Source organism: Citrobacter sp. wls615, assembly GCF_005281355.1.
Lineage (GTDB): Bacteria > Pseudomonadota > Gammaproteobacteria > Enterobacterales > Enterobacteriaceae > Citrobacter > Citrobacter werkmanii.
Genome location: NZ_SZXM01000083.1, coordinates 12,442 through 38,034, shown reverse-complemented (window position 1 = coordinate 38,034; position 25,593 = coordinate 12,442). Strand labels below are relative to the sequence as shown.

General features: G+C 47.8%; 22 protein-coding genes and 2 pseudogenes. 9 read left to right on the top strand and 15 right to left on the bottom strand.

The window, feature by feature from the left end; all coding sequences use genetic code 11:
* Positions 1–121: 121 nt before the first annotated feature.
* From FDX04_RS20600 to pepT, 7 genes and pseudogenes are all read right to left on the bottom strand, one after another.
* The gene (locus FDX04_RS20600) at positions 122–1,102 is read right to left on the bottom strand and encodes an AraC family transcriptional regulator (RefSeq protein ID WP_079225323.1); all 981 of its coding nucleotides are present in this window, start codon (positions 1,100–1,102) and stop codon (positions 122–124) included.
* Positions 1,103–1,274: 172 nt separating this feature from the next.
* Positions 1,275–2,024 (bottom strand): methyl-accepting chemotaxis protein, encoded by a 750-nt coding sequence (locus FDX04_RS24725; RefSeq protein WP_371415455.1) that lies wholly within the window; start codon positions 2,022–2,024, stop codon positions 1,275–1,277.
* 57 nt (positions 2,025–2,081) lie between these two features.
* Positions 2,082–2,846, bottom strand: a pseudogene (locus FDX04_RS24720) (HAMP domain-containing protein); the annotation flags it as partial.
* 329 nt (positions 2,847–3,175) lie between these two features.
* On the bottom strand, positions 3,176–3,424 hold the full coding sequence (locus FDX04_RS20590) for a hypothetical protein (protein WP_061383023.1): 249 nt from the start codon (positions 3,422–3,424) through the stop codon (positions 3,176–3,178).
* A gap of 15 nt (positions 3,425–3,439) precedes the next feature.
* Positions 3,440–4,069, bottom strand: a complete 630-nt coding sequence (locus tag FDX04_RS20585; RefSeq protein WP_137359905.1) for a DUF2913 family protein — start codon at positions 4,067–4,069, stop codon at positions 3,440–3,442.
* Positions 4,070–4,369: 300 nt separating this feature from the next.
* Positions 4,370–5,731 (bottom strand): C4-dicarboxylate transporter DcuC, encoded by a 1,362-nt coding sequence (gene dcuC, locus FDX04_RS20580; RefSeq protein ID WP_061383026.1) that lies wholly within the window; start codon positions 5,729–5,731, stop codon positions 4,370–4,372.
* Positions 5,728–6,984: a peptidase T gene (pepT, locus tag FDX04_RS20575; protein ID WP_137371408.1), complete on the bottom strand. Its 1,257-nt coding sequence runs from the start codon at positions 6,982–6,984 to the stop codon at positions 5,728–5,730. The genes dcuC and pepT overlap by 4 nt, the downstream gene beginning before the upstream one ends.
* Before the next feature lie 1,267 nt (positions 6,985–8,251).
* Between pepT and FDX04_RS20570 the strand changes: the two genes are divergently transcribed.
* Together FDX04_RS20570 and FDX04_RS20565 are read left to right on the top strand one after the other, a co-directional pair.
* On the top strand, positions 8,252–8,509 hold the full coding sequence (locus FDX04_RS20570) for a YjhX family toxin (protein WP_042310296.1): 258 nt from the start codon (positions 8,252–8,254) through the stop codon (positions 8,507–8,509).
* 10 nt (positions 8,510–8,519) lie between these two features.
* Positions 8,520–9,266: a cyclopropane-fatty-acyl-phospholipid synthase family protein gene (locus FDX04_RS20565; protein ID WP_042310298.1), complete on the top strand. Its 747-nt coding sequence runs from the start codon at positions 8,520–8,522 to the stop codon at positions 9,264–9,266.
* 43 nt (positions 9,267–9,309) lie between these two features.
* On the opposite strand, the gene FDX04_RS20560 is transcribed toward FDX04_RS20565, so the two are convergent.
* From FDX04_RS20560 to FDX04_RS20545, 4 genes are all read right to left on the bottom strand, one after another.
* On the bottom strand, positions 9,310–9,885 hold the full coding sequence (locus FDX04_RS20560; protein ID WP_137359903.1) for a DJ-1/PfpI family protein: 576 nt from the start codon (positions 9,883–9,885) through the stop codon (positions 9,310–9,312).
* A gap of 279 nt (positions 9,886–10,164) precedes the next feature.
* Positions 10,165–10,755 carry a YiiX/YebB-like N1pC/P60 family cysteine hydrolase gene (locus tag FDX04_RS20555; RefSeq protein WP_137359902.1) on the bottom strand — a complete coding sequence of 197 codons (591 nt, stop codon included), beginning with the start codon at positions 10,753–10,755 and terminating at the stop codon, positions 10,165–10,167.
* Between the two features lie 164 nt (positions 10,756–10,919).
* Positions 10,920–12,308 (bottom strand): APC family permease, encoded by a 1,389-nt coding sequence (locus FDX04_RS20550; RefSeq protein WP_038637934.1) that lies wholly within the window; start codon positions 12,306–12,308, stop codon positions 10,920–10,922.
* Positions 12,309–12,651: 343 nt separating this feature from the next.
* Positions 12,652–14,070, bottom strand: a complete 1,419-nt coding sequence (locus FDX04_RS20545) for a glutamine synthetase family protein (RefSeq protein ID WP_137359901.1) — start codon at positions 14,068–14,070, stop codon at positions 12,652–12,654.
* A 211-nt stretch (positions 14,071–14,281) separates the two neighbouring features.
* Here FDX04_RS20545 and puuD point away from each other — a divergent pair, with 211 nt between their 5' ends.
* The 6 genes and pseudogenes from puuD to FDX04_RS20515 form a co-directional block, all read left to right on the top strand.
* Positions 14,282–15,046 (top strand): gamma-glutamyl-gamma-aminobutyrate hydrolase, encoded by a 765-nt coding sequence (gene puuD / locus FDX04_RS20540; protein WP_110498670.1) that lies wholly within the window; start codon positions 14,282–14,284, stop codon positions 15,044–15,046.
* Positions 15,047–15,071: 25 nt separating this feature from the next.
* Positions 15,072–15,629, top strand: a complete 558-nt coding sequence (puuR, locus tag FDX04_RS20535; protein ID WP_038637926.1) for an HTH-type transcriptional regulator PuuR — start codon at positions 15,072–15,074, stop codon at positions 15,627–15,629.
* A 138-nt stretch (positions 15,630–15,767) separates the two neighbouring features.
* Positions 15,768–17,255: an aldehyde dehydrogenase PuuC gene (gene puuC / locus FDX04_RS20530; protein ID WP_061383031.1), complete on the top strand. Its 1,488-nt coding sequence runs from the start codon at positions 15,768–15,770 to the stop codon at positions 17,253–17,255.
* A gap of 2 nt (positions 17,256–17,257) precedes the next feature.
* Positions 17,258–18,538 (top strand): FAD-binding oxidoreductase, encoded by a 1,281-nt coding sequence (locus tag FDX04_RS20525; RefSeq protein ID WP_137371407.1) that lies wholly within the window; start codon positions 17,258–17,260, stop codon positions 18,536–18,538.
* Between the two features lie 194 nt (positions 18,539–18,732).
* Positions 18,733–20,145 carry a hypothetical protein gene (locus tag FDX04_RS20520; protein WP_137359898.1) on the top strand — a complete coding sequence of 471 codons (1,413 nt, stop codon included), beginning with the start codon at positions 18,733–18,735 and terminating at the stop codon, positions 20,143–20,145.
* Positions 20,146–20,241: 96 nt separating this feature from the next.
* Positions 20,242–20,340 (top strand): annotated as a pseudogene (locus FDX04_RS20515) (tyrosine-type recombinase/integrase); the annotation flags it as partial.
* Between the two features lie 72 nt (positions 20,341–20,412).
* On the opposite strand, the gene FDX04_RS20510 reads toward FDX04_RS20515, so the two are convergent.
* Positions 20,413–21,126: a GNAT family N-acetyltransferase gene (locus FDX04_RS20510; RefSeq protein WP_137371406.1), complete on the bottom strand. Its 714-nt coding sequence runs from the start codon at positions 21,124–21,126 to the stop codon at positions 20,413–20,415.
* Between the two features lie 188 nt (positions 21,127–21,314).
* Positions 21,315–22,784 carry a PLP-dependent aminotransferase family protein gene (locus FDX04_RS20505; RefSeq protein WP_137371405.1) on the bottom strand — a complete coding sequence of 490 codons (1,470 nt, stop codon included), beginning with the start codon at positions 22,782–22,784 and terminating at the stop codon, positions 21,315–21,317.
* Between the two features lie 124 nt (positions 22,785–22,908).
* Between FDX04_RS20505 and FDX04_RS20500 the strand changes: the two genes are divergently transcribed.
* Entirely contained in the window at positions 22,909–23,358 is a 450-nt protein-coding gene (locus tag FDX04_RS20500) for a GNAT family N-acetyltransferase (protein WP_042310338.1), read from the top strand.
* Between the two features lie 219 nt (positions 23,359–23,577).
* On the opposite strand, the gene FDX04_RS20495 is transcribed toward FDX04_RS20500, so the two are convergent.
* Positions 23,578–24,528, bottom strand: coding sequence for an aminoimidazole riboside kinase (locus tag FDX04_RS20495; RefSeq protein ID WP_137371404.1), 951 nt, complete (start codon positions 24,526–24,528; stop codon positions 23,578–23,580).
* Positions 24,529–24,573: 45 nt separating this feature from the next.
* A complete protein-coding gene (locus FDX04_RS20490; protein ID WP_079225363.1) occupies positions 24,574–25,587 on the bottom strand; it encodes an OmpG porin family protein in 1,014 nt (337 codons plus the stop codon).
* Between the last annotated feature and the right edge of the window lie 6 nt (positions 25,588–25,593).

Below are 25,593 nucleotides of genomic sequence, written 5' to 3'. Positions count from 1 at the left end.
TTCTAATTGTAAGTGAGAATTATTACCTTTTTGCTGACGGAGATAGCTATGCCGGATGCCAGATTACCTATGCGCAGTGCCAAATTGTCTGCCAGCAACGTGCGCAAAACGCAAAAATGGATTAGCAAAGCTTGAGCATATCGCCTGGCGAAAAACCGTAACGACGACGAAAGGCGGTAGAGAAGTTGGTGGCGTGCTGGTATCCCGACATCCAGGCTGCCTGCTGTACGCTGTATCCTTCCAGTAAATAACCGCGAGCGCGTTCCAGGCGGCAATCGCGCAGGTAATCAAAGACCGAACAGCCATAGGCTGCGCGAAACTTGCTACGCAGACTACTGGGACTCATTGCCGCGCGTTGCGCCAGTTCATTGAGCGTGTGGTCATTCTCAGGATTCTGTTCCAACAGGCGACGAACGACTTCCAGCCGCTGCTGTTCACCGCTGGCGGCGAGGCGTTTGCCGCTCTCGACCTGGCACACGCTGAGGCCATGGCCGAACAGTTGCAATATCAGCCCTTCCAGCATCAACTGGCGAGAAACATTGCTGAGCGTGATCTGCTGCGCATACTCCAGGCCACTGAGTAAAAATCCCGGCACCTGCCAGATAAGCGTCGGCGTCTGGCATCTTTCCCACTCACGCATCAACGATTCGAGCAGCCCCGTGCGCCACGCTCCGCCGGGATACAGACCGAGAGATAAGGTTCGCAGTTTGCAGTCGGCATGATGGCGGGCGCGCATCGTCTGGTGCTCGCTCAGGCGTGAGCTAAACGCCATGCCGGAACGCACCACGTGTTCCTGACCGTTAAGCGAGAGGACCACACAGCCTTCCAGTACCACCAACATATACAGGGGACTGCTGTGGCGGGAGGTGGTTTCGTAGGGTTGCAATACCTGTACATCAGAGTGCGTCACGCACATCCCGCAGGGGAGCGTCATCTCCTCAATTTCACCTTGCAGCACAGGGCTAGCAGACGGCAAGTCCGGCTTTTGTGCCAGTTGGGGAAAGCGATAGTCGATCCCGTAACGCTCACCAAAATCCATAAACTCGCTGACGGAAAAAGTACGGGCTACGCGTCTGGACGCATTCAGAGTGGTGTTGTTCATGCTGTCTTCTGCACAGAAAATGGGATTAACAGTTTATGGCCAGGAGCAACATTACCATTCCCTGCGCAACACAACAATAATAATGAGAATTATTATCAATATGATTAAGGCGCTTTTCCTGACAGCCAGCCATCTCATCAGACTGAATTTACAGCTGATGAGATGGCATGTTCTACTGCTTGTCCTGCGTACCCTCCTGCGGCTTTTCATCAACCTGAAACACAGCCACGGCCTGGGAAAGCATTGCCGACTGCTCTTCCACACTGCCTGTCGTGGCGGCGATTTCCTCAACCAGAGACGCGTTTTGTTGAGTGACTTGCTCCATTTGCGTGACAGCAACGCGGATCTGCTCAATGCCGCTACTCTGTTCCCCCGATGCGCCGGATATATCTTCCATGAGTATATTGATATTGCGTATTGCCTTAGCAATGTCCGCCATCATAGCCCCACTGCTTTCAGCTATCTCCACCCCTTCCTTGACGCTGATTGCCGCTTTGGCAACCAGTTCGCTAATTTCTTTCGCTGAGGAGGCGCTACGTTGGGCAAGGGTTCTGACTTCACTCGCTACAACGGCAAATCCACGCCCGGATTCGCCAGCGCGCGCCGCTTCTACCGCGGCGTTTAAAGCGAGAATGTTGGTCTGGAAAGCAATACTATCAATCACATGAGAGATTTCATTCACGCTTTGCGCGTTGCGGCTGATCAGGTGAATTTTCTCAACCATGTCGCTCATTAAGCGCTCGCCACGCAATGCCATTTCCGTGCTTTCACTCGTCATGGCAGAAGCCTGATGTGATTTATCGGTGTTATTTTTGGTTGTTACGGAAATCTGTTCCATACTGGCCGCCGTTTCAACCACTGCCGCAGCCTGTTGCTCCGTTCGGGTGGATAAGTCTGAATTACCCGAAGCAATTTCCTGCATTCCGATATTAATAGACTCAACGCCATCGCGAATTGTACTGACAGTCTCCCGCAGGCCGTTTTGCATGTGTTGTAAATTTAAACACAGTAAGCCAATTTCATTGTTACCCGGCACCTTAACGGGATGACTCAGATCGCCTTTACCAATCCGTGAAAAATGCTCAGACACGATATTTAATGGCCGAATGATTGTTCGGTTTATCCAGATATTGCAGAGAATAAAGATAAGAACTGTAACGGCCAGCAGCAAGGATATTTTAAGTATTGAGACATTAAACTGAACGTGTGTCTGCTCTACGATATTTTTACCGACCAACATGGTTGATTTATAGTAGTTCTCAATCTCCTTATCAAAATTTTTTCGCAAAGCCAGCAGCTCAGTGTTGGCATTTGCTTGTGTACCGACAAGACTACCGTTAGAAATAGCCTCATTTAATTTATCAACATACTTTTGTTCAGCATTCATTTGTTGCTCAAAAGCAGTTCTGACGATTTTACCAATCTGGGGATCATCCGCCGTCAGTCCAGGTATATCCCAAAAAATAGCGAACTGCTTTCTGGCATAGGCGATCTCATCCTGTACCTGTCTCAATTTTTGTTGGGTAGCAGCCATATCTTGCAGTTGAATATTATCTAGAACGCTTCTTACTTTATAAACAGCCCCAACGACGTTATGCAGCGAATCCTGTTCCTTTACTATATTATGCAGTAGAAGGGTACTTTTTTGATTTCCTTTGAGATCGACCAACTCAAACCCATTAGAAAGGAACTGCATAAAGGTAAATACCAAAAGCAATAATAACAGACTGGTTTTAACCCTCATATTCTTTAACATTTGAACATCTCCATAACAATTAGACAATCATCTCTGACTAAATTGTTATCGACACGCCACGTAATACCTTAACCTAAAAATGGTTAATTATGAGAAAGTTTCCCGGCTCAACATAGCATAATAAATTACGTACACCGTCGTATACATGGCGGCAAATCGCCGTTTTATTACCGGGAACAATCACACTATAAAAAAACCAATATTAATATTATTTATGAATGAAAAAAAAACAGTTATATTAAACATCATGCGCCACTGAGAATGGGCACGATAGCCGTATCTGACTGGCATAAAACGAACAAAGCAGCAGCCAAACGTCAGAGAATATAGACGGTAACTTTTTCCTGAAGATCTGCCGGCACCCTTACCCATGACATTGAATCAACTGCAATTGTCGCCATTTCATTTTCTAACCGAAGTAGCGGCGTGCTGTCATCTGGCGCAGAAGAACTTTCGCCAATCTCGAGAATGCCCCGAAAAGTTATAGATAAATTGTCAGCGGCATCAGACAACCTAATCCATTCGGTCGCGATCTCTAACTTTTGCTTTAACAATTCTCTGTTCATAACTTGTGCTAATCATTACTTATCAGTAAGAAACTGGAAGTGATGAAATTCATTTGAAATATCCTTCACAAACTCTACCGGCAGGTGGTGTTTGATGAAGGTTAATTTTGCGAACTCAACATCACCATACACCCGGATACAGAAAGGCTTGACTATCTCGCCCTGAGTACCAAAGCACTCCTGGAGTCGGGTATCATCCATAAAAATAAAGTTACCCTTTCTCACTTTAATCTTATCATGCAGGTTACGCCACTTCTCTGGTGTGAGTAGAAAGTTCTGCCATCCATTATTTCTCAATATTTCAATCGTGTGGGTGAATTTAAAATAATCATTTTGCATTGTCACATCACCACTTGAGGTGGCGTACAAGTATTCAATTTTAAATTTTAGTTGTGCATTAATGTTTTTTTTCTTGCCTTCATCAATTAACCATTGAAGCTCATTGGCAACACTTCGTGAGAAGAGTTTTCTTTTTTTTGCGATAGCCAACCAATGCATAATAAAAATATGCTCTGACATTTTAGAGTGGATCTTGTGATCCTGTATTGCGATACCAATTGCCACTAACGCGCTCCAGGTAAACGCTTCCAGCTCATCCTGATAATGATGCCTCGATTTACTCACTTTTCCTAAATTTTTTACCACTTAAAACCCACCCAGAAAAAATCATTATTGTATTTAATTTGTTACTGCTCAATTTAAAAACCTACTACAACTAAAATCAGCATAATATGATCCAGATTAATTTATCTCAATGTAAAAAAAGAGCCATGAAACACATTATTTTTATTAACCATTTATAGTTAACAAGGTTGACCACAAATAATAAGAATAGCTCGATAAAGATGAAAACTAATAATTATCCCCCGTAATCAATACACCAACGTATCAAACCAGAAAACCTCCAGATTCAATGAACCAGAGGTTTGTCTGTGCCTGCAATTGTTAGTAGAAAATACCGATGATTAGCGTATGGGTAACAAAGCCGACAATCAACGGCACGGCGGTGCGTTTAACCACATCGAATGGGGTTATTTTTGCCCCGCTGGAAACGGCGATCACCACGCCAGATACCGGTGAAATGGCCCGTCCCATATGCGATGCCTGCTGCATCGGCAGAATCATGGCAACGGCGTTAGCCCCCATACTGGCAGCGATTTGCGGGATAAGCTCAACGAATGCCAGAAATGGCGCGTTACCCGATCCCATAATGATAGCCGCCGCAAGCGTTACCAGCGCAAACACCACCGCCATGGCGAATGGCGGTAATCCCACATGTTCGGCCATCAGGATTAATTGATCAATTGCACCAATGACTTTAATACCATGAGCAAAAACACCCGCCGCTACCAGCAGTCCTACTACACCGGTAAAGGCAGTACCCATTCCTTTCAGAAAATGGCTAAACCCTTCGCACACCGCCTTTAAATCTCGCACCCGTAGCCATTCAATCAACATACAGATAGCCATTGAAATAAGCACAATGGTAATGATATTCAGGTTAATACCACTGACGAACATTTCGGAGGATCCCACTGCCATCAGTATCGGAAGCATGGGAAGCAGCGCATAAAAAGCAGGCGCTTTCCCTGAGTCAGTCACTTCAGTGCTACCGATTTCCCGTGGTAAGGTCCCCGCTTTACGGTCGCAATAGCGCTGCCAGAAAAAATGGCAGACTCCCACGACCAAAACGGTAGCCAGAGCTGCCGGTCCCTGGTGGTAGACAACGTATTCCACCACATCCATATTGACCGCTTTCGACCCCCTGATAGCATCGATTGCCGTTGGGGTGTACGCCACACCAAGCGAGGTGGCAATTACCCCGGCAGCAGAGGCAGCGGAAAGCCCTAATCCCAGCATAATGGGGAACATTGTTCCCATCAGCAGTACGGCGAGTCCAGTGGCGGAAGGAATAGCTAACTGCAGGAGACTGGCGAGCAGGTACGAGAAAAAAAGCAGAATATAGGGCGAACGCAGCGCACGCAGGGGTTTTGTGACGACACGCACCACCGCCTCATTTGCACCGATATGATCCATGTAGTGCGCAAATCCCATCAGCGCCATGATCATCAGGCCAAGATCGGCAGCTCGCGTGCTGAAAAGATCGCGCATAACCTCGAACGGATCGAGAAAGGAAATCCCCGTGCCAGCAACGCCTTTCGGTAGTACGGAACCCCACCCGGTGAGTGCGGTGCAAATCATCAGCACCAAACCCGCAATAAATAGCACGGGCTCGGCACGATAACCTTTCAGGATCAGACGCGCGACTACCACGATAACCAGCAGGGCAATTAACACCTGAATCATGACTGAGCTCTCCGCTGCGTGAACTCAGCAAAGGTTTCCTCAATAACCGATACCACGACATCGCTGGCGGCCCGCAGTGAACGCACCGGCAGATATTCATAGATTGAGTGAAAATTATGAGCACCGGTAAAAATATTCGGGCATGGCAATCCTTTCTGCGATAAAACCGCACCATCATATCCGCCGCGCATGGCGACAGGAGCCGGGGTAATCCCACATTTCTGATAGGCGCGTAATGCAATATCAATCGGATAGTGAGCATCACCCTGCAAACTATTGAACACGTTCGCATAGCGATCGGCTAAATGACAGACCACGCTATTTTCGCCCCATAGAGCGCAGGTACTGACGGCAAGCTGACGGATAAATGCCATACGCGCCTTATAGCCTTCTTCGCTAAAGTCGCGGATATCCAGCTTAAGCACCGTGCGGGCGCTGTTACCCTGCAACTGCTTAACCCAGTAATAACCTTCGCGCCCTTCCGTATATTCAGGCGCTTCTCCGCCAGGCAGCATCGCAATAAACTTATGCGCCATCAGCAGCGAGTTCTTCAGCTTACCTTTGGCTGACATGGGGTGCGCAGACTGGCCGGTAAAGATGATTTCCGCATCGCCCGCATTCCAGTTCTCATAAACAAACTCCCCGATACCGCAACAATCCAGGGTGTAACCAAAATCAGCGCCGAAGCTCGCAACATCAAACGCTTTTGCGCCACGTAATCCTTGCTCTTCATCAGGCACAAAACCCACCTTCACCGGCCCATGTTTGATTTCCGGATGTGCCACCAGATACTGTAATGCGTTCATAATTGCGGCGATGGCTGCTTTATCATCAGCCCCTAACAGACTGGTTCCGTCAGTGACGAGCAGATCATCACCGATATAATTTTTCAGTTCCGGGAATTCGCTTTCGCGCAGAAAAATATTCAGCTCTTTGTTCAGACACAAATCCCCACCGCTATAGTGAAGACGTTGCGCATTTGTGTCCGCAGTCTGTTCCGCGCTGGTATCCAGATGTCCAAAGAATGAAACGACAGGAACCGTGTCATCAGTATTCCCGGGAAGTGTTGCCGTTACGATAGCGATATCCCTGACCTCAATGTTTTCCATTCCTAATGCTTCAAGTTCTGCTGCAAGCAGTTTTGCCAGTACCATTTGACCAGCAGAAGAAGGCATTATCCCATTGACGCCGTTTTCTCTTGAAGTCGTGGTATTAATTTTGGTGTAGTTGATAAAACGTTCAACAATATCCATTCCAGGAGGTCCTTTAATATTATATTGACGAAATACTGTGAGAAGAGGCTCGCGTACAGCGCGAGTGATATAAAACAGGGAACTGGATAAAACCAGCGTTCATCCCGGAACGCTGGTTTTATGAACATTACGACGTTGATTTATATAAATGAATATAAATTATGCCTGTGATAAAACGCCTTACTGATGGGTAAAATCATACTCCCTGTCCGTGTTTACTGCTATTTCCCATGGTGTTTAGCTAACAGAAATCATAAACGGTACTCGTAAGCCTAAGAGATAATAGAAATCATTTAGACTCCACTCATCCATACCGGCCTAAGATATACCATCGCTATATTTTTTTAATGAACGAATACTGTAACTGCAACATGCAACCGTTTGCACTTCTCTAGAAATAGCCACTTAGCGCACTAAAATCCGTGAGCAAACTCACAATTATATCAATAGCAAAAATTTCTATCATACTGAAAAACCGTGAATTATAAGAAATACTATATAGTCCCTTGGTAAATAGATTCATTATGATACTATTCGACATTACCTTATTATCGATGGATAATACTTCCCTAACCATTAATTTTAAACATTACCCACCATAATATTTGTATATATTGGTGATTAATAAAATCCTGCACCGGCAAAAAAAACCTCTGCCCTGAGAAGAGATTCAGGGCAGAGGTAATACGGGTGTTAAGGACAGATTTATAGTTTTAGTGATAACGGAAGAGCTTCTTGCGGAACCGAGTATACACAACTCGCAACATTAAGAAAATTCTTAAAATTGATTAATCGCAAACTCGGTAGAAAATTATTAAAATAATAAAAAATACCTTATCAAAAAGGCAAATAAAACCTCGCAAATATTAACCTATACTAATCAATTACATGGTACTGAATGCGCTCAAAATGCTGAGTTACCACAGACATCACTCTATGCACAGACAGAATATCAAATTAATTTAATACTTTAATAAATGTCTCACATAACGAAAATTTGCAGTTAATAAAGTCACTAAACGCAATAACTCGTTATAGATCACATTTTATGTACAAGGAGTTTTCTCTGGAGATTCTGGCTGGTATGATTCATCAGGTAAATACCTTTCAACTCAACCCGAGGCTTTGATGCTGGAGAATGTAATCATCAGATAATCAGCTTACCGACCTTTTCAGGCCGGACTGGTTATCAATGCGCCGAAATCGAATGCGGACACCGCAGTGTGTTTGCACGTTTTGCACATGATGATTAAACAGGTTTTCCAGTATGAATTTATCCCGTCAGGAACAACGTACCTTACACGTTCTCGCCAAAGGTGGCCGTATCGTTCACGTCCGCGACGCCTCAGGCCGCGTCACCTCCGTCGAATGCTACAGCCGCGAAGGACTACTGCTCTGCGACTGCACCCTCGCCGTGTTCAAAAAACTCAGAACCAAAAAGCTGATCAAATCTGTCAATGGTCAGCCCTATCGCATCAATACTACCGGGCTGAACAACGTTCGCGCCCAACTGGATAATCGCTAAGGAGAGAGAAATGGATATCCCCAAAATTTTTACTATCAGCGAAAGCGCTCATCGCATCCATAACCCGTTCACCGCGCAGAAATACGCCACGTTAGGCCAGGTGTTGCGCATGGAACCGGGCACCCGCATTCTGGATCTCGGTAGCGGCTCAGGCGAGATGTTGTGCACCTGGGCGCGCGATCATGGCATTTTCGGCATTGGTATCGATATGAGCCAGCTGTTTAGCGAACAAGCAACGCTGCGCGCAGCAGAACTGGGCGTCAGTCAGCAGGTGAGTTTTGTCCACGCCGATGCAACGGGCTATGTCGCTGAAGAAAAATGCGATATTGCCGCCTGCGTGGGCGCAACCTGGATTGCAGGCGGCGTCACCGGAACGGTCAGACAACTGGAGCAGAGTCTTAAGCCAGGTGGAATCATACTCATCGGTGAACCGTACTGGCGCCAGATGCCCGCAACGGAGGAAATCGCCCAGTCCTGCGGCGCGACCGCTGTTGCCGATTTTCTTTCCCTGGCGGAACTCATTTCTTCTTTTGACCCGCTCGGCTATGACGTGGTTGAAATGGTTCTGGCTGACCAGGAAGGTTGGGACAGGTACGAGGCGGCAAAATGGTTGACGATGCGCCGCTGGCTGGAAGCTAATCAAAACGATGAGTTTGCACCGGAAGTCAGGGAGCAACTGAGAAGTTCACCCGGACGCCACGTCACCTTCACCCGAGAATACATTGGTTGGGGCGTGTTCGCACTCATGAAGAGGTAAGCTGTGTGGTCGGTATAACCGGGAGGTTATACCGACTTTCTCATCACTTTGCCGCTGACTGCATTAATACTTCAACAAATTTAGCCAGCCACTGCGGATGCGCGGGCCAGGCTGGCGCAGTCACCAGATTACCGTCGACGTGGGCTTGATCAATGCCGATATCCGCATAATGTCCGCCGCTCAAACGCACTTCAGGCGCGCAGGCCGGATAGGCGCTACAGGTACGATTTTCTAATATTCCCGCTGCCGCCAATAATTGAGGACCATGACAGACGGCGGCGATAGGTTTACCCGCCGAGTTGAAATCCTGTACCAGTTGGATGACATCCGGGTTCAGCCGGAGATATTCCGGAGCACGCCCGCCGGGGATCACCAACGCGTCATAATCGACGGCCCGCGCTTCGGCAAAATTCGCATTCAACGTAAAACGGTGTCCCGGTTTTTCGCTATAGGTTTGCGCCCCATCAAAATCATGAATCGCGGTTTGAACGTAGTCACCCTGACGCTTATCCGGACAGACTGCATCAACACGATGGCCCAGCATTTGCAACGCCTGGAAAGGAACCATCGTTTCATAATCTTCGACATAATCGCCAACCAACATCAGTATCTTCTTCATTCACGTCCCCCACTCACAGTGATTAATGATGAGAAATAGCGGCCATCTTTACTATAGCCCACGCGTATCCCGACATTAATAAATACAGCAGTATGCGCCGTCATCGGAGGTTTGAAGGTGGTCACAATTGAAGGGCCGTCCCCCTCCGTCAGATATATACGCGACTACGCTACTCACTGCGTTACGCAGCAACCACGCGAGTAATTTATCTTTCGTAGTAAAAATAGCGGCGCAGATTACATACGCCGATTTTCGATGCTATTTTGACAGTGGCGGTCTCTACAATATTCTGTTTATTAAAGAAATATGTGACTCCTGCCATACATCCTCAGGGCTAATAAATCCTTTCTGATTATATGGAATGTTAATTCCGGCATTGTTGAAGCAAGCATAGACGAGTTCAGAGCAGATATATTCCCTGTCCTTTTTCGATTTTCCTTTCCCAAGAGTGATCCTCGCAAGGATGCGTGCTATTTCTTCTTTATCATATGGGCGGGTTAGTTCATTAAGACCAAAAGCCGCTATTTGCTCAACGGCGGATTTAGACAATGCCTCATATCTAGCGAGAACAACCCGGCCTTTGTAAGGTTTCCCAATATCATCATAATCGGATAAATATTTTGATAATGGAGCTAGCCGTACGCCCATATCTTCTACACTCTCCAGGAGCAACACACGATCTATTTGCGGTAAAACAAAAACAATCCCTACATGGCTCCATGGTGAGTCAGTCATCTTTTCAATTGCTTTTGATACCAGGTAGTCTCCGGAAGCGAAAAAAAGGTCACCTGATTTTAACGTTTCACGCAAAGTGGCATAATTAACCACTTTCATCGCTTTAACTTGTGCTAAATCAATATGATTTGGCATGTGAACCTCGAATAGAAAAAGTATGGCATTAAAAGTTTATCCAACCTGGTGCTATATCTCTCTACGAAGAAATTACGATACATGAACTCTTTTACGGCTGAGGGCGTCCTTGAAGGCACGCCCTGTTGTTAATACCTGAAACAACAATGTGGTTCGTCGTCAGATCACTCCCAGGCCCGTTCGGTTTTCGCCGCGTCAAACTGCGGCGGCGGCTTACGAAAACGTCCGGTCAGCCAGGCGAGATACACCAACCCTAACCCGGCCCATACCAGTCCCAGCGTCAGAGATGTCACCTCCAGATTGACCCACAGTACGGCAACCGTGGCGGCGCCAACCATTGGCAATACCAGATAGTGTAATTTCTCCTGCCAGGTATGTTTACGCCCTTCACGACGCCAGAAGTGGTTAAACACCGACAAATTGACGAACGTAAAGGCCACCAGCGCACCAAAGTTAATCAACGCCGTGGCGGTCACCAGGTCAAAAAACAGGGCCGACAGCGCCACAATGCCGACCATAATGACGTTTAGCGCAGGGGTGCGCCATTTCGGATGGACATAACCGAAGTACTTCTCCGGGAAGACGTTATCGCGGCCCATCACGTACAGCAAACGGGATACACTGGCATGTGACGCCAGGCCTGACGCCAGCGTATTCACAAAAGTCGTACACAGGAAAATGGACTGGAACAGTTTGCCGCCGACATACAGCGCAATCTCCGGCAGCGCCGCATCCGGGTCTTTAAAGCGGCTAATATCCGGGAAAAACAGCTGCATAAAGAACGAAGCGGCAATGAAGATCAACCCACCGTACAGGGCGGTGAGGAAAATAGCTTTCGGGATGGTACGCGCCGCATCCGGCGTTTCTTCAGAAAGCGTCGTCACTGCATCAAAGCCGAGGAACGAGAAGCAGACGATGGTCGCCCCGGTGATAATCGGGATCAAATGCGCATTCTGGCTAATAAATGGTTGCAGCGACCAGACGGTGCCGACCCCCTCGCCTTTATGCAGCCCTTGTACCACGAGGAAGATAAACACGGCGATTATCGCCACCTGCACCAGTACAAACAGCGCATTGAAGTTCGCCACCAGATTAACGCTTTTCAAATTGGCCGCGGTGAGGATCGCCACGAACATCACCACCCAAATCCATGGCGCAACCTCCGGGAACAGCGCGGAGAGGTAAATTTTCGCCAGCAGGACGTTAATCATCGGCAGGAAAAGGTAGTCAAGCAGCGACGACCAGCCAACCATAAACCCCACATGCGGATTGATGGCTTTTTGCGCGTAGGTGTAGGCCGAACCGGCCTGCGGAAACTGGCGTACCAGCTTACCGTAACTGATGGCGGTGAACAGCACGCCCGCCAGGGCCAGCAGATAGGAGGCCGGAACATGGCCATTGCTGACGCCCGAAACAATCCCAAAGGTGTCAAACACCGTCATCGGCGTGAGATAGGCCAACCCCATCACCACCACCTGCCACAGCTTCAGGGATTTTCGCAGCTGTGTTTTGCCCGGCTGGGCTGCAACGTCCACAGGAGAATTAGTCGACATAGCGATCCTCCCCGCAACGAGTCCAGGTCTGCGTTCGAAATGTTGGTAGCGCAAACCTGAGTCGTGTCGGGGTGGATCTCCAAAAGTAAGGCGTCAATGTCGTACGGCAAAGGTGTGGTCCGTACTTACTGCGGGAGCCATGGATGCTCACGCGGGGCTGGTTTTTAAACACTGGCATCATCACATTTCCTCGTCACAAACTCTGTCGGTTATCTGAAGACCCGTTGTCGCCCGCGCTCCATTACGCGACATCCGGGAAATGGCAGGTATTCCTGCAATTTTTACGGGCTGGCTCCGCTCAGCCCGCATGATGCGACTTCTTTTTAAACGACCTGTACGACGGTCAGGCGTTTTTCAACATCCACTCAATTTCGGTGTCGGTGATAAGACGTTCAAACTGGATTAATTCATCGTTTTTACAGGCGTGATACACGTGGCTAAAACGCTCACCCAATAATTCACGCAGACTGTCGTTTTGCATAAACTCCCACAGCGCATCGCTCTGACGGATCGGGAACGGCAAACCCTCCTGCTCCAGTCCGTTGCCTTCCACCTCTTCCTGTAACGGCAGTTCGTTATCCAGACCATGGAGGATCCCGGCCAGAATGGTCGACATCACCAGATAAGGGTTGGCATCAGCCCCCGCCACACGATATTCAACCCGATGATTATCACGATCGCCGCAGGGAATGCGCAGCGCCACCGTACGGTTGTTATGCCCCCAGGAAGCCTGAGTCGGGACGTACATCCCAGGTTGGAAGCGACGATAAGAGTTCACATTTGGCGCCAGCAGCGCCATCGACGCAGGCATCAGATCAATCATCCCGGCAAGCGCCCGCTTAAGCAACGCGGAGTCATCGCCATTCACATCGGCCAGCACGTTCTCGCCTTTGTTATTCATAATGCTGATGTGGATATGCATCCCGCTACCGGCATGCTCCTCATAAGTCTTTGCCATAAACGTGGCGTGCATCTTATGTTTTTCCGCCACCAACCGCACCAGCCGCTTCAGCGCCAGCGCATCGTCACAGGCGTCGAGTACGTTATCGGTATGGATAAGATTGATTTCAAACTGACCAGGCGATGCTTCGGCCACCGCACCGTCGGCCGGGATCAACTGCAGACGGGCCAGTTCGTCGATATCGTTCAGCACATCAGCAAAATGGTTCAGGTTATCAACGGAATAAACCTGACTTTGGGTATTACGATCGTCCGTTCCCGGCGCGCACGGCGGCTGCAGATAACCTTCGGGATCGCGCTTGCGATCGAGTAAATAGAACTCCAGCTCTACCGCTACGACGGGGAACAAACCGCGCTGGCGAAGTTTCTGCCAGAGTCGGTTGAGAACATTCCGCGGCTCAACGTCAAAGGGAGCGCCATCTTCATCCAGCATTGTCAGCATCATCTGCCCAATAAATTCCGGATCGGCGGCCGAAGGGGTTAACGTTCCGAGCACTGGCACACAGGTCCTGTCCGGCTCGCCAAGTTCTTGTCCTAACCCCGCCTCTTCCACCACATTGCCCAGAATGTCCATCGCGAACACCGATGCCGGAAAATAACAGCCCTTCTCTAACTTAGACAATCCCGACACGGGAATGCGTTTACCGCGAAAACAGCCATTCAGGTCGGTTAACAGCACATCCACAAACTGCGTGTTGGGATAACGTTCCAGATATTGCTTCACTTCGCGCGCAAACGCGCTACTTCGCCTCTCTTCAGAATGCTGCACAAAATTCTCAACTTCTACGATATTGGTTTCCATGATTCACCGCCGTTGGCCTGGTAAGCTTTCTGTGATTTGACTGTTAAATATAATGTCCACTCTTCGACTCTGGATGCAAACAATTTGTTTGTCAAATGTTAAATTAAGTTTGCCAGAAGGTTATTGCGCTGCTAGATTGAGAAAATAATGAACGGAATGGCACAACAAGGAACCGTTTGGCAATAATTTATTCCAAAACGTGAGGTCGATCATGGACAATATATTTGACAAGCCAGTTATTGGTGTCGTGATGTGTAGGAACAGGCTTAAGGGTCACGAGACCCAGACTCTGCAAGAAAAGTACCTGAATGCGGTTTTGAATGCCGGGGGATTACCGATAGCGTTACCTCATGCGCTCGCGGAGCCAGAATTACTGAACGCGCTGTTACCAAAACTGGATGGTATCTTCCTGCCTGGAAGCCCAAGCAATGTGCAGCCGCACCTATATGGTGAAAATGGCGATGAGTCTGACGCCGATCCGGGGCGTGATCTTCTGAGCATGGCGCTAATTACCGCCGGGCTCGAAAGGCGCATTCCCATTTTCGCCATCTGCCGGGGCTTACAGGAATTAGTTGTCGCCACTGGCGGGACTCTGTATCGTCGCCTGTGCGATCACTCACAGTTCCTGGAGCATCGTGAAGATGCGGAACTCCCGGTGGAGCAGCAGTACGCCCCATCTCATGAAGTCCAGGTTCAACAGGGAGGATTGCTGTCGCAATTAATACCAGGTTGCAGCACGTTTTGGGTTAACTCCTTACATGGTCAGGGCGCAAAAACGCTCGGCCCGCAGCTGCGTGTGGAAGCACGATCGCAGGATGGATTAGTGGAAGCTGCCAGCGTTCACGACCATCCTTTCGCGCTCGGCGTGCAGTGGCACCCGGAATGGAACAGTAGCGAATACGCCCTGTCGCGTTTGTTACTTGAAGGTTTTATCACCGCTTGTCAGAACCACCTCGCTGAAAAACAGCGACTCTGACCACTACTGTTAAGGAAATGCAATTATGAGCGATGACGGCCTGGCGCCGGGTAAACGTTTGTCAGAGATCCGCCAGCAATTGGGTCTTTCGCAGCGTCGTGCCGCCGAACTGTCTGGGTTGACGCATAGCGCCATCAGCACCATAGAGCAGGATAAAGTCAGTCCTGCCATCAGTACGCTGCAAAAGCTATTGAAAGTATATGGGCTGTCGCTCTCCGAGTTCTTCGCGGAACCGGAAAAGCCTGACGAACCGCAGGTGGTTATCAATCAGGATGATTTGATTGAGATCGGGAGTCAGGGAGTATCCATGAAGTTAGTTCACAACGGAAATCCGAATCGTACGCTGGCAATGATGTTTGAAACCTATCAGCCAGGCACGACAACCGGGGAGAGAATTAAGCACCAGGGTGAAGAGATAGGCACAATACTGGAAGGTGAAGTGGTTTTGACCATCAACGGTCAAACGTATCATCTTGTTGCAGGGCAGAGTTATGCCATTAACACCGGCATTCCACACAGCTTCAGCAACACTTCGGCAGGGATCTGCCGCATTATCAGTGCCCACACTCCTACCACATTCTAATAAGTAGCGGCCTGAGTTTCTCAGGCCTTCTTAAATAACGCGCATTAACAGGGTAAATCCCTGGGGCATCGTGCAGCCTGATTTTGCCTGAAAAAGATCAGCAACGAACTTTATCTTATTGATATAAAAGGAGTAGCTATGAACTTTCAGAACCTTAAATATTGGCGTGAGAAAGCCAGTCATTATTCGCCGGAAACCCGTTTATTTATTAACGGCGAATATTGCGCCGCCGCCGATAACGAAACCTTTATTACTCAGGATCCGGCCGGACAGCGCCCACTCGCCAAAGTCGCCCGCGGCAAAAAAGCGGATGTGGATCGTGCGGTCACCGCCGCCCGCGCCGTCTTTGAACGCGGTGACTGGTCGCAGGCGTCACCCGCTGAGCGCAAGGCGGTTCTGCACAAGCTTGCAGATTTAATGGAGCAGCATCACGAGGAGCTGGCGCTACTGGAAACGCTCGACACCGGTAAACCGATTCGCCATAGCCTGCGTGATGATATTCCAGGTGCGGCGCGCGCCATCCGGTGGTACGCCGAAGCTATTGATAAAGTCTATGGCGAAGTTGCCACCACCTCGGTAAACGATCTGGCGCTGATTGTGCGCGAACCAGTGGGCGTGATCGCGGCTATCGTTCCGTGGAACTTTCCCCTGCTACTGGCCTGTTGGAAACTTGGCCCCGCGCTGGCCGCCGGTAACAGCGTGATCCTCAAACCCTCGGAGAAATCCCCGCTGACCGCCATTCGCCTTGCGGCGCTGGCTAAAAAAGCGGGTTTGCCCGATGGCGTTCTCAGCGTGGTTAGCGGGTATGGCCACGAAGCAGGCCAGGCGTTGTCGCAGCATCCGGATGTCGATGTGATCACTTTTACTGGCTCAACCCGCACCGGCAAGCAACTGCTAAAAGATGCTGGCGACAGCAACATGAAACGCGTTTGGCTGGAAGCTGGCGGTAAAAGCGCCAACATCGTGTTTGCCGACTGCCCGGATCTACCAAAAGCCGCCGCCACTGCCGCGGCAGGCATTTTCTACAACCAGGGTCAGGTCTGTATCGCCGGTACGCGTCTGCTGCTGGAAGAGAGTATTGCCGACGAATTTATCGCGCTGTTGAAAGAGCAGGCGAAAAACTGGCAGCCGGGCAACCCGCTGGATCCTGAAACCACGATGGGCACGCTTATCGACAATGCGCATGCTGACACCGTGGACACCTTTATTCGCGACGGTGAAACGCAAGGCACGCTGGCGCTGGATGGCCGCAGCCATGTCCATCCGGCGGCTATCGGCCCGACGATTTTTGTCGATACCCCGCCGCAAGCCCACGTCAGCCGCGATGAGATCTTCGGCCCGGTACTGGTCATCACCCGTTTTAGCAGCGAAGCCGAAGCCCTGGCGCTGGCCAACGACAGCGACTACGGCCTGGGTGCCGCGGTCTGGACCCGCGATTTGTCGCGCGCCCATCGCATGAGTCGTCGCCTGAAGGCCGGTTCGGTCTTCGTGAATAACTACAACGACGGTGATATGACCGTGCCGTTCGGCGGTTATAAGCAAAGCGGCAACGGGCGCGATAAGTCCTTGCATGCCCTGGAAAAATTTAGCGAACTGAAAACCATTTGGATCTCCCTGGAGCCTTAATCATGACTGAACATACCAGCAGTTATTACGCCGCTAGCGCCAATCAGTACGAACCGTTTCCCACCCTTAGCGAATCGGTTAGCTGTGATGTCTGTGTCGTGGGCGGTGGCTATACCGGACTCTCCTCCGCCCTGCATTTAGCGGAAATGGGTTATGACGTGGTGCTACTGGAGTCCGCGCGTATTGGTTTTGGCGCCAGCGGACGCAACGGCGGCCAGTTGGTTAACTCTTACAGTCGCGATATTGATGTTATCGAACGCAGCTACGGCCCGGACGCCGCCAAAATGCTCGGCAGCATGATGTTTGAAGGCGGCGATATCATTCGCGAACGCATCAAGCGTTATCAGATTGACTGTGACTATCGCCCCGGTGGGCTGTTTGTGGCGCTGAACCATAAGCAGATGGAAACGCTGGAAGAGCAGAAGTCGAACTGGGAACGCTACGGCAACACGCAGCTTGAACTGTTAGACAGCAGCGAAATTCGCCGCGAAGTCAGTAGCGATCGTTATGTCGGCGCGCTGCTCGACCATAGCGGTGGTCATATTCATCCGCTCAATCTGGCGATTGGCGAAGCTAACGCTATTCGTCTGAACGGCGGGCGCGTCTTTGAACAGTCGCCGGTCACCCGCATTCAGCACACCAGCCCGGCGGTGGTCAGCACGGAAAAAGGTCAGGTTACCGCCCGCTTTGTGATCGTGGCGGGCAACGCCTACCTCGGCGACAAACTGGAACCGGCGCTGGCAAAAAGCAGCATGCCGTGCGGCACACAGGTATTAACCACCGAACCGCTGTCCGCTGAAATGGCGCGCTCGCTGATCCCGAAAAACTACTGTGTGGAAGATTGTAACTACCTGCTGGATTACTACCGTCTGACCGGCGATAACCGCCTGCTGTACGGCGGCGGCGTAGTCTACGGCGCCCGCGATCCGAACGATATTGAGCGCCTGGTGATGCCGAATCTGCTGAAGACCTTCCCGCAATTGCAGGGGGTAAAAATTGATTACCGCTGGACCGGTAATTTCCTGTTGACGTTATCACGTATGCCGCAGTTCGGCCGTCTTGATACCAATATTTACTATATGCAGGGCTACAGCGGTCACGGCGTGACCTGCACCCATCTGGCTGGACGCCTGATTTCCGAACTGTTACGCGGGGATGCCGAGCGCTTTGACGCATTCGCCAATCTGCCACACTACCCGTTCCCGGGAGGCCGCAGCCTGCGCATTCCCTTTACCGCCATGGGGGCGGCCTATTACAGCTTACGCGATCGCCTTGGGGTTTGAGTTCTTCCGCGATAAACCCAACGCACAGGGCGGTCTCCCCTGTGCGTTTTTTTATTGCCATTGAAAATTCCGAGCCGTATCCATCGACTGTCATTGTCACTTTCAGTGTAACGTTCCGGTGGACTCACATTTTAAGTTTTTTTCTTCCCTGCCGCATTTATAAGGATGGATATTAATATGTAACGGAGGAATAGATGAACAGCAATGTAAAATTTATGTTAAATTTAAGATTCTTTATTTTAGCGCTATATAATAACCGGGATGTCTCTAATGCTCTGGAGTTAAAAGAATTTTTGCTGGATAACTGTCATCACCTGCCTGACGGTGATGCAACTGTAGCTTTTATCGATGCTTTATTCATGCTATGTGAATTTTTCCACGCAGACTGTATTGATTCTTTTTATATGACCTCATGTAATTTTTATGGGTATATGATGGATATAAAAACCAAGGATGTATTTTTTATCGGCAAAGAGAGTGCTTATAAAGATTTTACAACGCGTGTAAACATTATAAATTTCAATATCCATTTTTATAATTCAGAAAAATTTATTGATATTGAGAAGCTTAGTAAAGAAATTTATAATAGCCCATTTTCTGTGCTTGCCTATGATTACCATGGAAGCAATGCTGTTTTGAATAAAGGTGTATGCAGACCTTTTTCTCATTATCTTTACGAAGCACCACAAAAAATCACACGCGAATTACATGAAGATTGGACGTTATTTTTTGCATATCAATACATGAGATTACTGGATAAAAAATTCAAACAAATCATATTCGGCTCTTCGTATGCTTACCATGCCCTAACAGATGTGAATTCAGAGAATTCTGTCAGTTTCTCAATACCAGGCTTAGATATAATCAGCGCTATGCAATTGTACCATGAGATACATAAAGTACCATTAGATAATAAAGTTATCTTTTGTTTTGGCTTGTATGATTTTTTTAAAGAAATAAAAAAAGGAAATGCTAAAGTATATGTTGATGCGTATAAAGCCGTAACGAGTTTCATGAATGGTAAAGATCTATCTCCCGAATCACAGAGCGGCAGATTACATAATCATACGACAAACCTTAATATATCTACTTCTGTTGATGTTTTGGTCAGCTCACGTTATTTAGACGATGGCACTGCCGAGAACAATAGATTTGAAAACAAAAATGATGACAATGACGTTATACTGGAAATGCAAAAAAAAATAAACTCCGCAGTTCAAATATCAAAAGAGGAAGGTGAAAAACTGGGGATTCACACAGTGTCCGTGCATAACAAATATATTAAATACGAAGACTCATTTGAACTAAATTGCAGATTAATGGAAGAACTAAAAAACAATGCTAATCATTTAGAAAAAGAAGTTTACTTCATTATACCACCAGTACAAAGATCATATATTGAAAACTTAGACAAACACATCAAACATAAAGTATATAATTTTTTAAGCACATTAAAGTCACAACATTTCCATGTATATGATTATTCCACAGATCGTGATTTTCATTATTGTGATTTTCTCGATGGACATCATTTGAATATGTTTGGCGCCAAAAAACTACGTAATAAACTTTGTAACGCAGGAATATTAGATAATGAAATATTATAATTGAATCTGAGCCTGTCCGTGATTATGTGTAACTGCCTGTCTCGTTAAAGGTGATCGTCATTCATATTTTCACCTTAGTATCATTACTACCTTTAGTTTATGTACCAGTCCGGTATTCAGCTATCAGCACTTCAGGAAATGGGTGGTTGGGAAAGCATAGCGATAATACAGCGCTATGCTCATCTGGCACGATAATAGAAGTCGAATCTACGGTCTTTGCATTACCGAAACTCACGTAACCACTGACGGTATGGGGCAGTGATCCTTTTATACCCTTTCCATCAATTCCCCAAGACGTTTAATCTGCCGACCCTGGTTATCGAAATTACGCTCATTAAGCCACAGATCGTAGGCCGGTCGGAGTGTCGGGTACTCACTATCGATGATTGAGTACCATGCGGTATCCCGATTTCGCCCATGGGTAACAATAGCCTGCCGAAATATGCCTTCAAAACTGAAGCCAAAACGCTCCGCCGCCCCACGGGAAGGCGCATTAAGCGCATCACATTTCCATTCAAAACGGCGATAGCCCAGATCCTCAAAAACGTACTTTAAAAGCAATGATATGACCTCCGTTGAAATTCGTGTGCGTTTCATGCGTACGGAGTAAGAAATATGCCCCACCTCAATCACACCATTTGAAGGATCAATACGCATCAGTGCAAACGTACCAACAGGTTTCATACTGGCTAAATCAATCACGGCAAAATGCATTGGATCTGTTTGTTCTTCCATGTTTTTTACATAATCCAGGAAGGAAGCAAAAGTGTCAAAAGGCCCTGCTGCCAGATATGTCCAGTCACGAAAATCGCTCGCTTCGCAGTACGCTTCATACAACTCTTTTGCATGGCGTTCGGCGTTAATACGTTCAAGCTTACAATAGCGACCTGTAATTTGCTGAGCCTGTGGAAAGGGTACGCCCTTCCAGTCCGACAAAGACTGACCTACGGGTTGGTGGAATTGATTAAAGATGCCCGACATATCTGTACCTCTTACAAAACAGGACTAAACCAGCGCAGAGTATGATCAAACTGAGCAGTCCAAAAGAACCACAATGCATGTTTTTAACGGATCCACAGCATTTCATTGTATAAAAAAGGCATAATATTTTAGACGTAGCCAAACCAGCGTATTACAGCATCAATGATAAGAGCTGAATAACTTATTCATTAAATAACCTGGGCCAGACGGCGTATCCCATCAGTAAATTTCTCAGCAGGATGATTAGCAAAACCAATCAAAACTCCCTGTCGGGTGACCTCTCCATGGTAATAACGGCTCAGTGATAGTATTCCCATCCCAAGCGCTCTGGCTTTTTCCTCGACTTCATTTCCACTCAATCCATTTTGTAACCAGCATACAATATGAACCCCAGAGTCAGAAGGCTGAACAATCATTTTATCAGCAAGGTGTTCTTGAATAGCATTGACCAGCGCAGTTCTTCTTTCATAACACGCCTTGCGAATACGCCGCACATGACTGGCATAATGCCCCTCCTCAATAAAATTCGCCATCACGGCCTGCTCAAGATAACTGGTGCTGAGATCTGTAAAATATTTCGTCACCATAATCTGTTCTTGTAAACCGGACGGGACAACTAAAAAACCTAAACGGAATTCTGGATACATCATTTTCGAAAATGTACCGGCATAAATAACCCGTTGATTGTCATCTAATCCTTGTAGTGCCTGTAAAGAACGATCGGCATAGCGGAACTCGCTATTATAATCATCTTCAAATATCCATGCCTGGTTTGACTTCGCCCATTCCAACAGCTCAAAACGCCGGGATAAACTCAATGTTCCACTTAATGGATATTGATCCGACGGGACAACATAGACCAGCTTAGCGTCAGGGAAATGATCAATTCCATAGCGCACGTTCATTCCTTCGCTATCTACCGGTACCGGCCTCACAATCGCGCCAGCGGACATAAAAGCCCCTCGTGCGCCTTTGTAACCCGGGTCATCCAGCCAAACTTCATTGCCTGTCGACAGCAGCGCTCGTGAGGTAATGTTCAATGCCTGTTGGATACCATTTACGATGATTATCTGATCTTCGTTACAGTTCACGCCACGCGTTGTTTTGATGTAACGACAAACCGCTTTTCTCAAAGGAAGGTATCCGCAAGGGTGAGTGTGTGCTCCCAGTTGATGCCGGGATTGTCTCCAGACCCGTTGCAGTAATTTGCCCCATAGTGCGTGCGGGAAGAGATCCGTACAGCCAACGCCAACCGCAAACAGACGGTTCATGCCGCGCCCTTCATACTCATTCGACCATAAATCGCGCACAGGATTATTTTGGCTGTTTAGCTGTTCATCAGGCGTGACGACTTCCCCCGGCGCCATCATTGGATAGCTATTGCTGATACTCCGATCCGGGATATGGTGCGCAACATAGGTACCAGACCCTTTCCGGGTCAGAATATACCCTTCATCTAATAGCCTGTCATAACCGGCAATGACTGAATTTCGCGAAATTGCCATCATCTCGGACAACGCCCGGGTTGAAGGCATCTTTGTTCCTGGCGGCAATCGCCCTTCGAGGATGTGATCGCGGAGGATGTGGTAGACCTGCTCCTTAACCGCACCTTTTCCTAAAACAAATCCTTGAAATAAAGGCGCATTGTTTTTCTTCATTGTATTAACCTTTATACTAAAAGTGGATCCTATCAATATATCGAAAGTGTTTCTTTACGAGAATTTATAAAATTCTTAGTATCATCATACTAACACACTATTCGTATAAAATATCAGGATATATATGATTAACATGAATGACGTTGCTATTGAAAGTGCAGAACAAAAAGATTACGCCAGCTGGCTTCCTTTATGGAAAAACTACCAGACATTTTATCGCACTAAAATTTCAGATGAAGTAACAAAATTAACGTGGGAGCGTTTTCTGACGCCTGGCGAACCTGTTTATTGTGCAGTTGCCAAATATGATGGAAAAATAGTGGGACTGGTGCATTATCTCTTTCACCGTTCAACCTGGGCAGAATCAAATTATTGCTATCTCGAAGATCTATTTGTTAGCGAAGATGTACGCGGTCAACATATCGGTAAACAGCTTATCGAATATGTACAACAACAAGCCCAAAAAAACCACGCATCAAGATTATACTGGCACACGCATGAAACCAATCTGCGTGGACAACGACTGTATGACTGGGTGGCCAAAAAGAGCGGGATGATTGAATATCGTATGTGAGCGAAATAACACTTCGAACAGACGTTAATCATTCAGTTTTAAAAAATCAAAGATTAGCCTCTGAGTAGATATACTCAAAGGCTGTATCTATCAAGCATCAAAAAGGTACAGAGCCGGTATGGCAACGATAAAGTAAAAATCCCCGCCATCCGATGAGGATGCGGGGACATTCACAAAAATCACAGAGAGCTAAAATTATTTAGCTCGCCGTTATCATGCTTAAAGGTCTTTTATTTCGTAGTCCGGTAGATGACATTGCATAATAAAAGCATTCAGCGTTTCGATATCCGGCAGTGCAGTCAGCGCGCCCTTGCGGGTTGTCGCGAGCGCACCGCAGCCACTGGCCCAGGCGATAGCCTGGCGAAGCTGTTCAACACACTCCGGCATCCGGTTGTCTGCCAGCCAGGCCAGCAAACCGGCGACAAAAGCATCCCCCGCCCCAGTCGTATCAATACTGTCGACGGTATAGCCGTTGAAATGGATCACATTATCCTGCCAAAGTACCATCGCGCCCTGCGCTCCGTAGGTTACTACTTTCAGTTGTGCAGGGAGCGCTTTAAGGCCGTCAAGCGCATGGGCAAAATCGTGTGTACCGGTCATCCAGTACCACTCTTCTTCCGAAAGCTTAAGAATGTCAGCCTGTAAAGAATAGTGGCGTACCACTTTGAGCATTTCTTTCTTATCGGGCCACATTTGCTCGCGTAAATTTACATCGAAACTCAGTAATCCGCCCCGTTGTTTAACCTGAGCGATGGCAGAAGCCAATGTATCACGGCAACCTTCAGCCACCAGAGCCAGAGAACAGAAGTGCAGAATATCGTCGCTAAAATCTGGTAGCGCGGCAGATGTTAAAAATTGATCCGCGGAGGGATTGGTTAAAAATGTAAATCCACGTTCGCCACCGTTACCCAGCGAGACCAGCACCGTACTGGTTCTGTGCTGATTATCCATCTGAAGGCTTGCAGTTGAGACGCCTGCATCAGACAGCGTCTTTTTTAGAAAGTGGCCAAAGTCGTCATCACCTACCCGACCAATAAAACCACTTTTCCTGTGTAAACGCGCAGTACCAATTGCCACATTGAATGGCGCTCCTCCTGCACAAGCTTGATATTGCATGTCTGAAAGCGGCAAAAGATCAACCACCGCATCGCCAAGCGTCCAGATATTCATGACATTTCCTCAATGGTAATTAACGCATTTATTTAAACGTGACGGTTAAAAGTTATAATCCAGCATCAGCTTATAGTCGGTGGTTATGGCATCACCATTAGTGACCCAACTGCCACTCTGGTTTATTAACGAACCGGTTATTTCCCCGGATACCGTAAAACGAGAAGTTAATGGATAATTTGCTGATAATTTAAGAAAGCGGTTACGGGTATTCTGGAATACCTCGCCATCTTCAACTCGCGCATTATTCTTTTTGTAATGCCCATATCCACCGCTGAATGTCGTGGATAATTTCCCCCAGTTGTGCCAGACGCCAAGTGATGTTGTCCAACTTTTTTCATCAATATCTCCCCATTGCGCGCGGTCTAAAATTGCAGAAGCGAATTGCTGGCGGAACCAGGCTCCAGTGGTATTGTTAATAATGTATTGAACGCCGGGTTCAATCTGAAATGAACGTCTATCCCGGTCATTTTGTGAACCACCATTACGGCGATGATCAATCTGCTGATACAGATAGTTAAAGAACGAGAAGTTGTCCGTAACACGCAAATCGGTAAAGAACTTGACGCGCCCCTGCCAACGGTCATCAAGTGATGAACTTCCGCCCATCACGTCCCAACCATAACGTAGACGCTTGTAGAAATATTCATGACCAACAATCAACTGAGTCCACTGATTTTGGCTGAGGTATGTTTGATCCTCCCATGTCCCGTTATAGTTGGTAGTTCGGCCCTCAGAAAATGCCAAATACCAACCGGGTAACGCATCATGACGCATCACCCCTTGTACAAATGTCAGTGAATCATTTCCGTTATGAAAATGGCTGTTACGCCAGTTATTATCCTCGATAGCATATTTCATTTTCAGTTGACCATGAACACGACCGCCAGCAGGATTTGAGGAACGGGTTGAGGTCCACATTACGTCTTCATCCAGATATGACCACGGATCTACAGCAATCACCTTTCCAGATACATCTTTCATGATGCTCATGCTCGCATTCGCCAGCGCCGGAAAAAGAAGAACAAAAATAACAGACAGGGCATGATAGTTTTTCATAGTGAT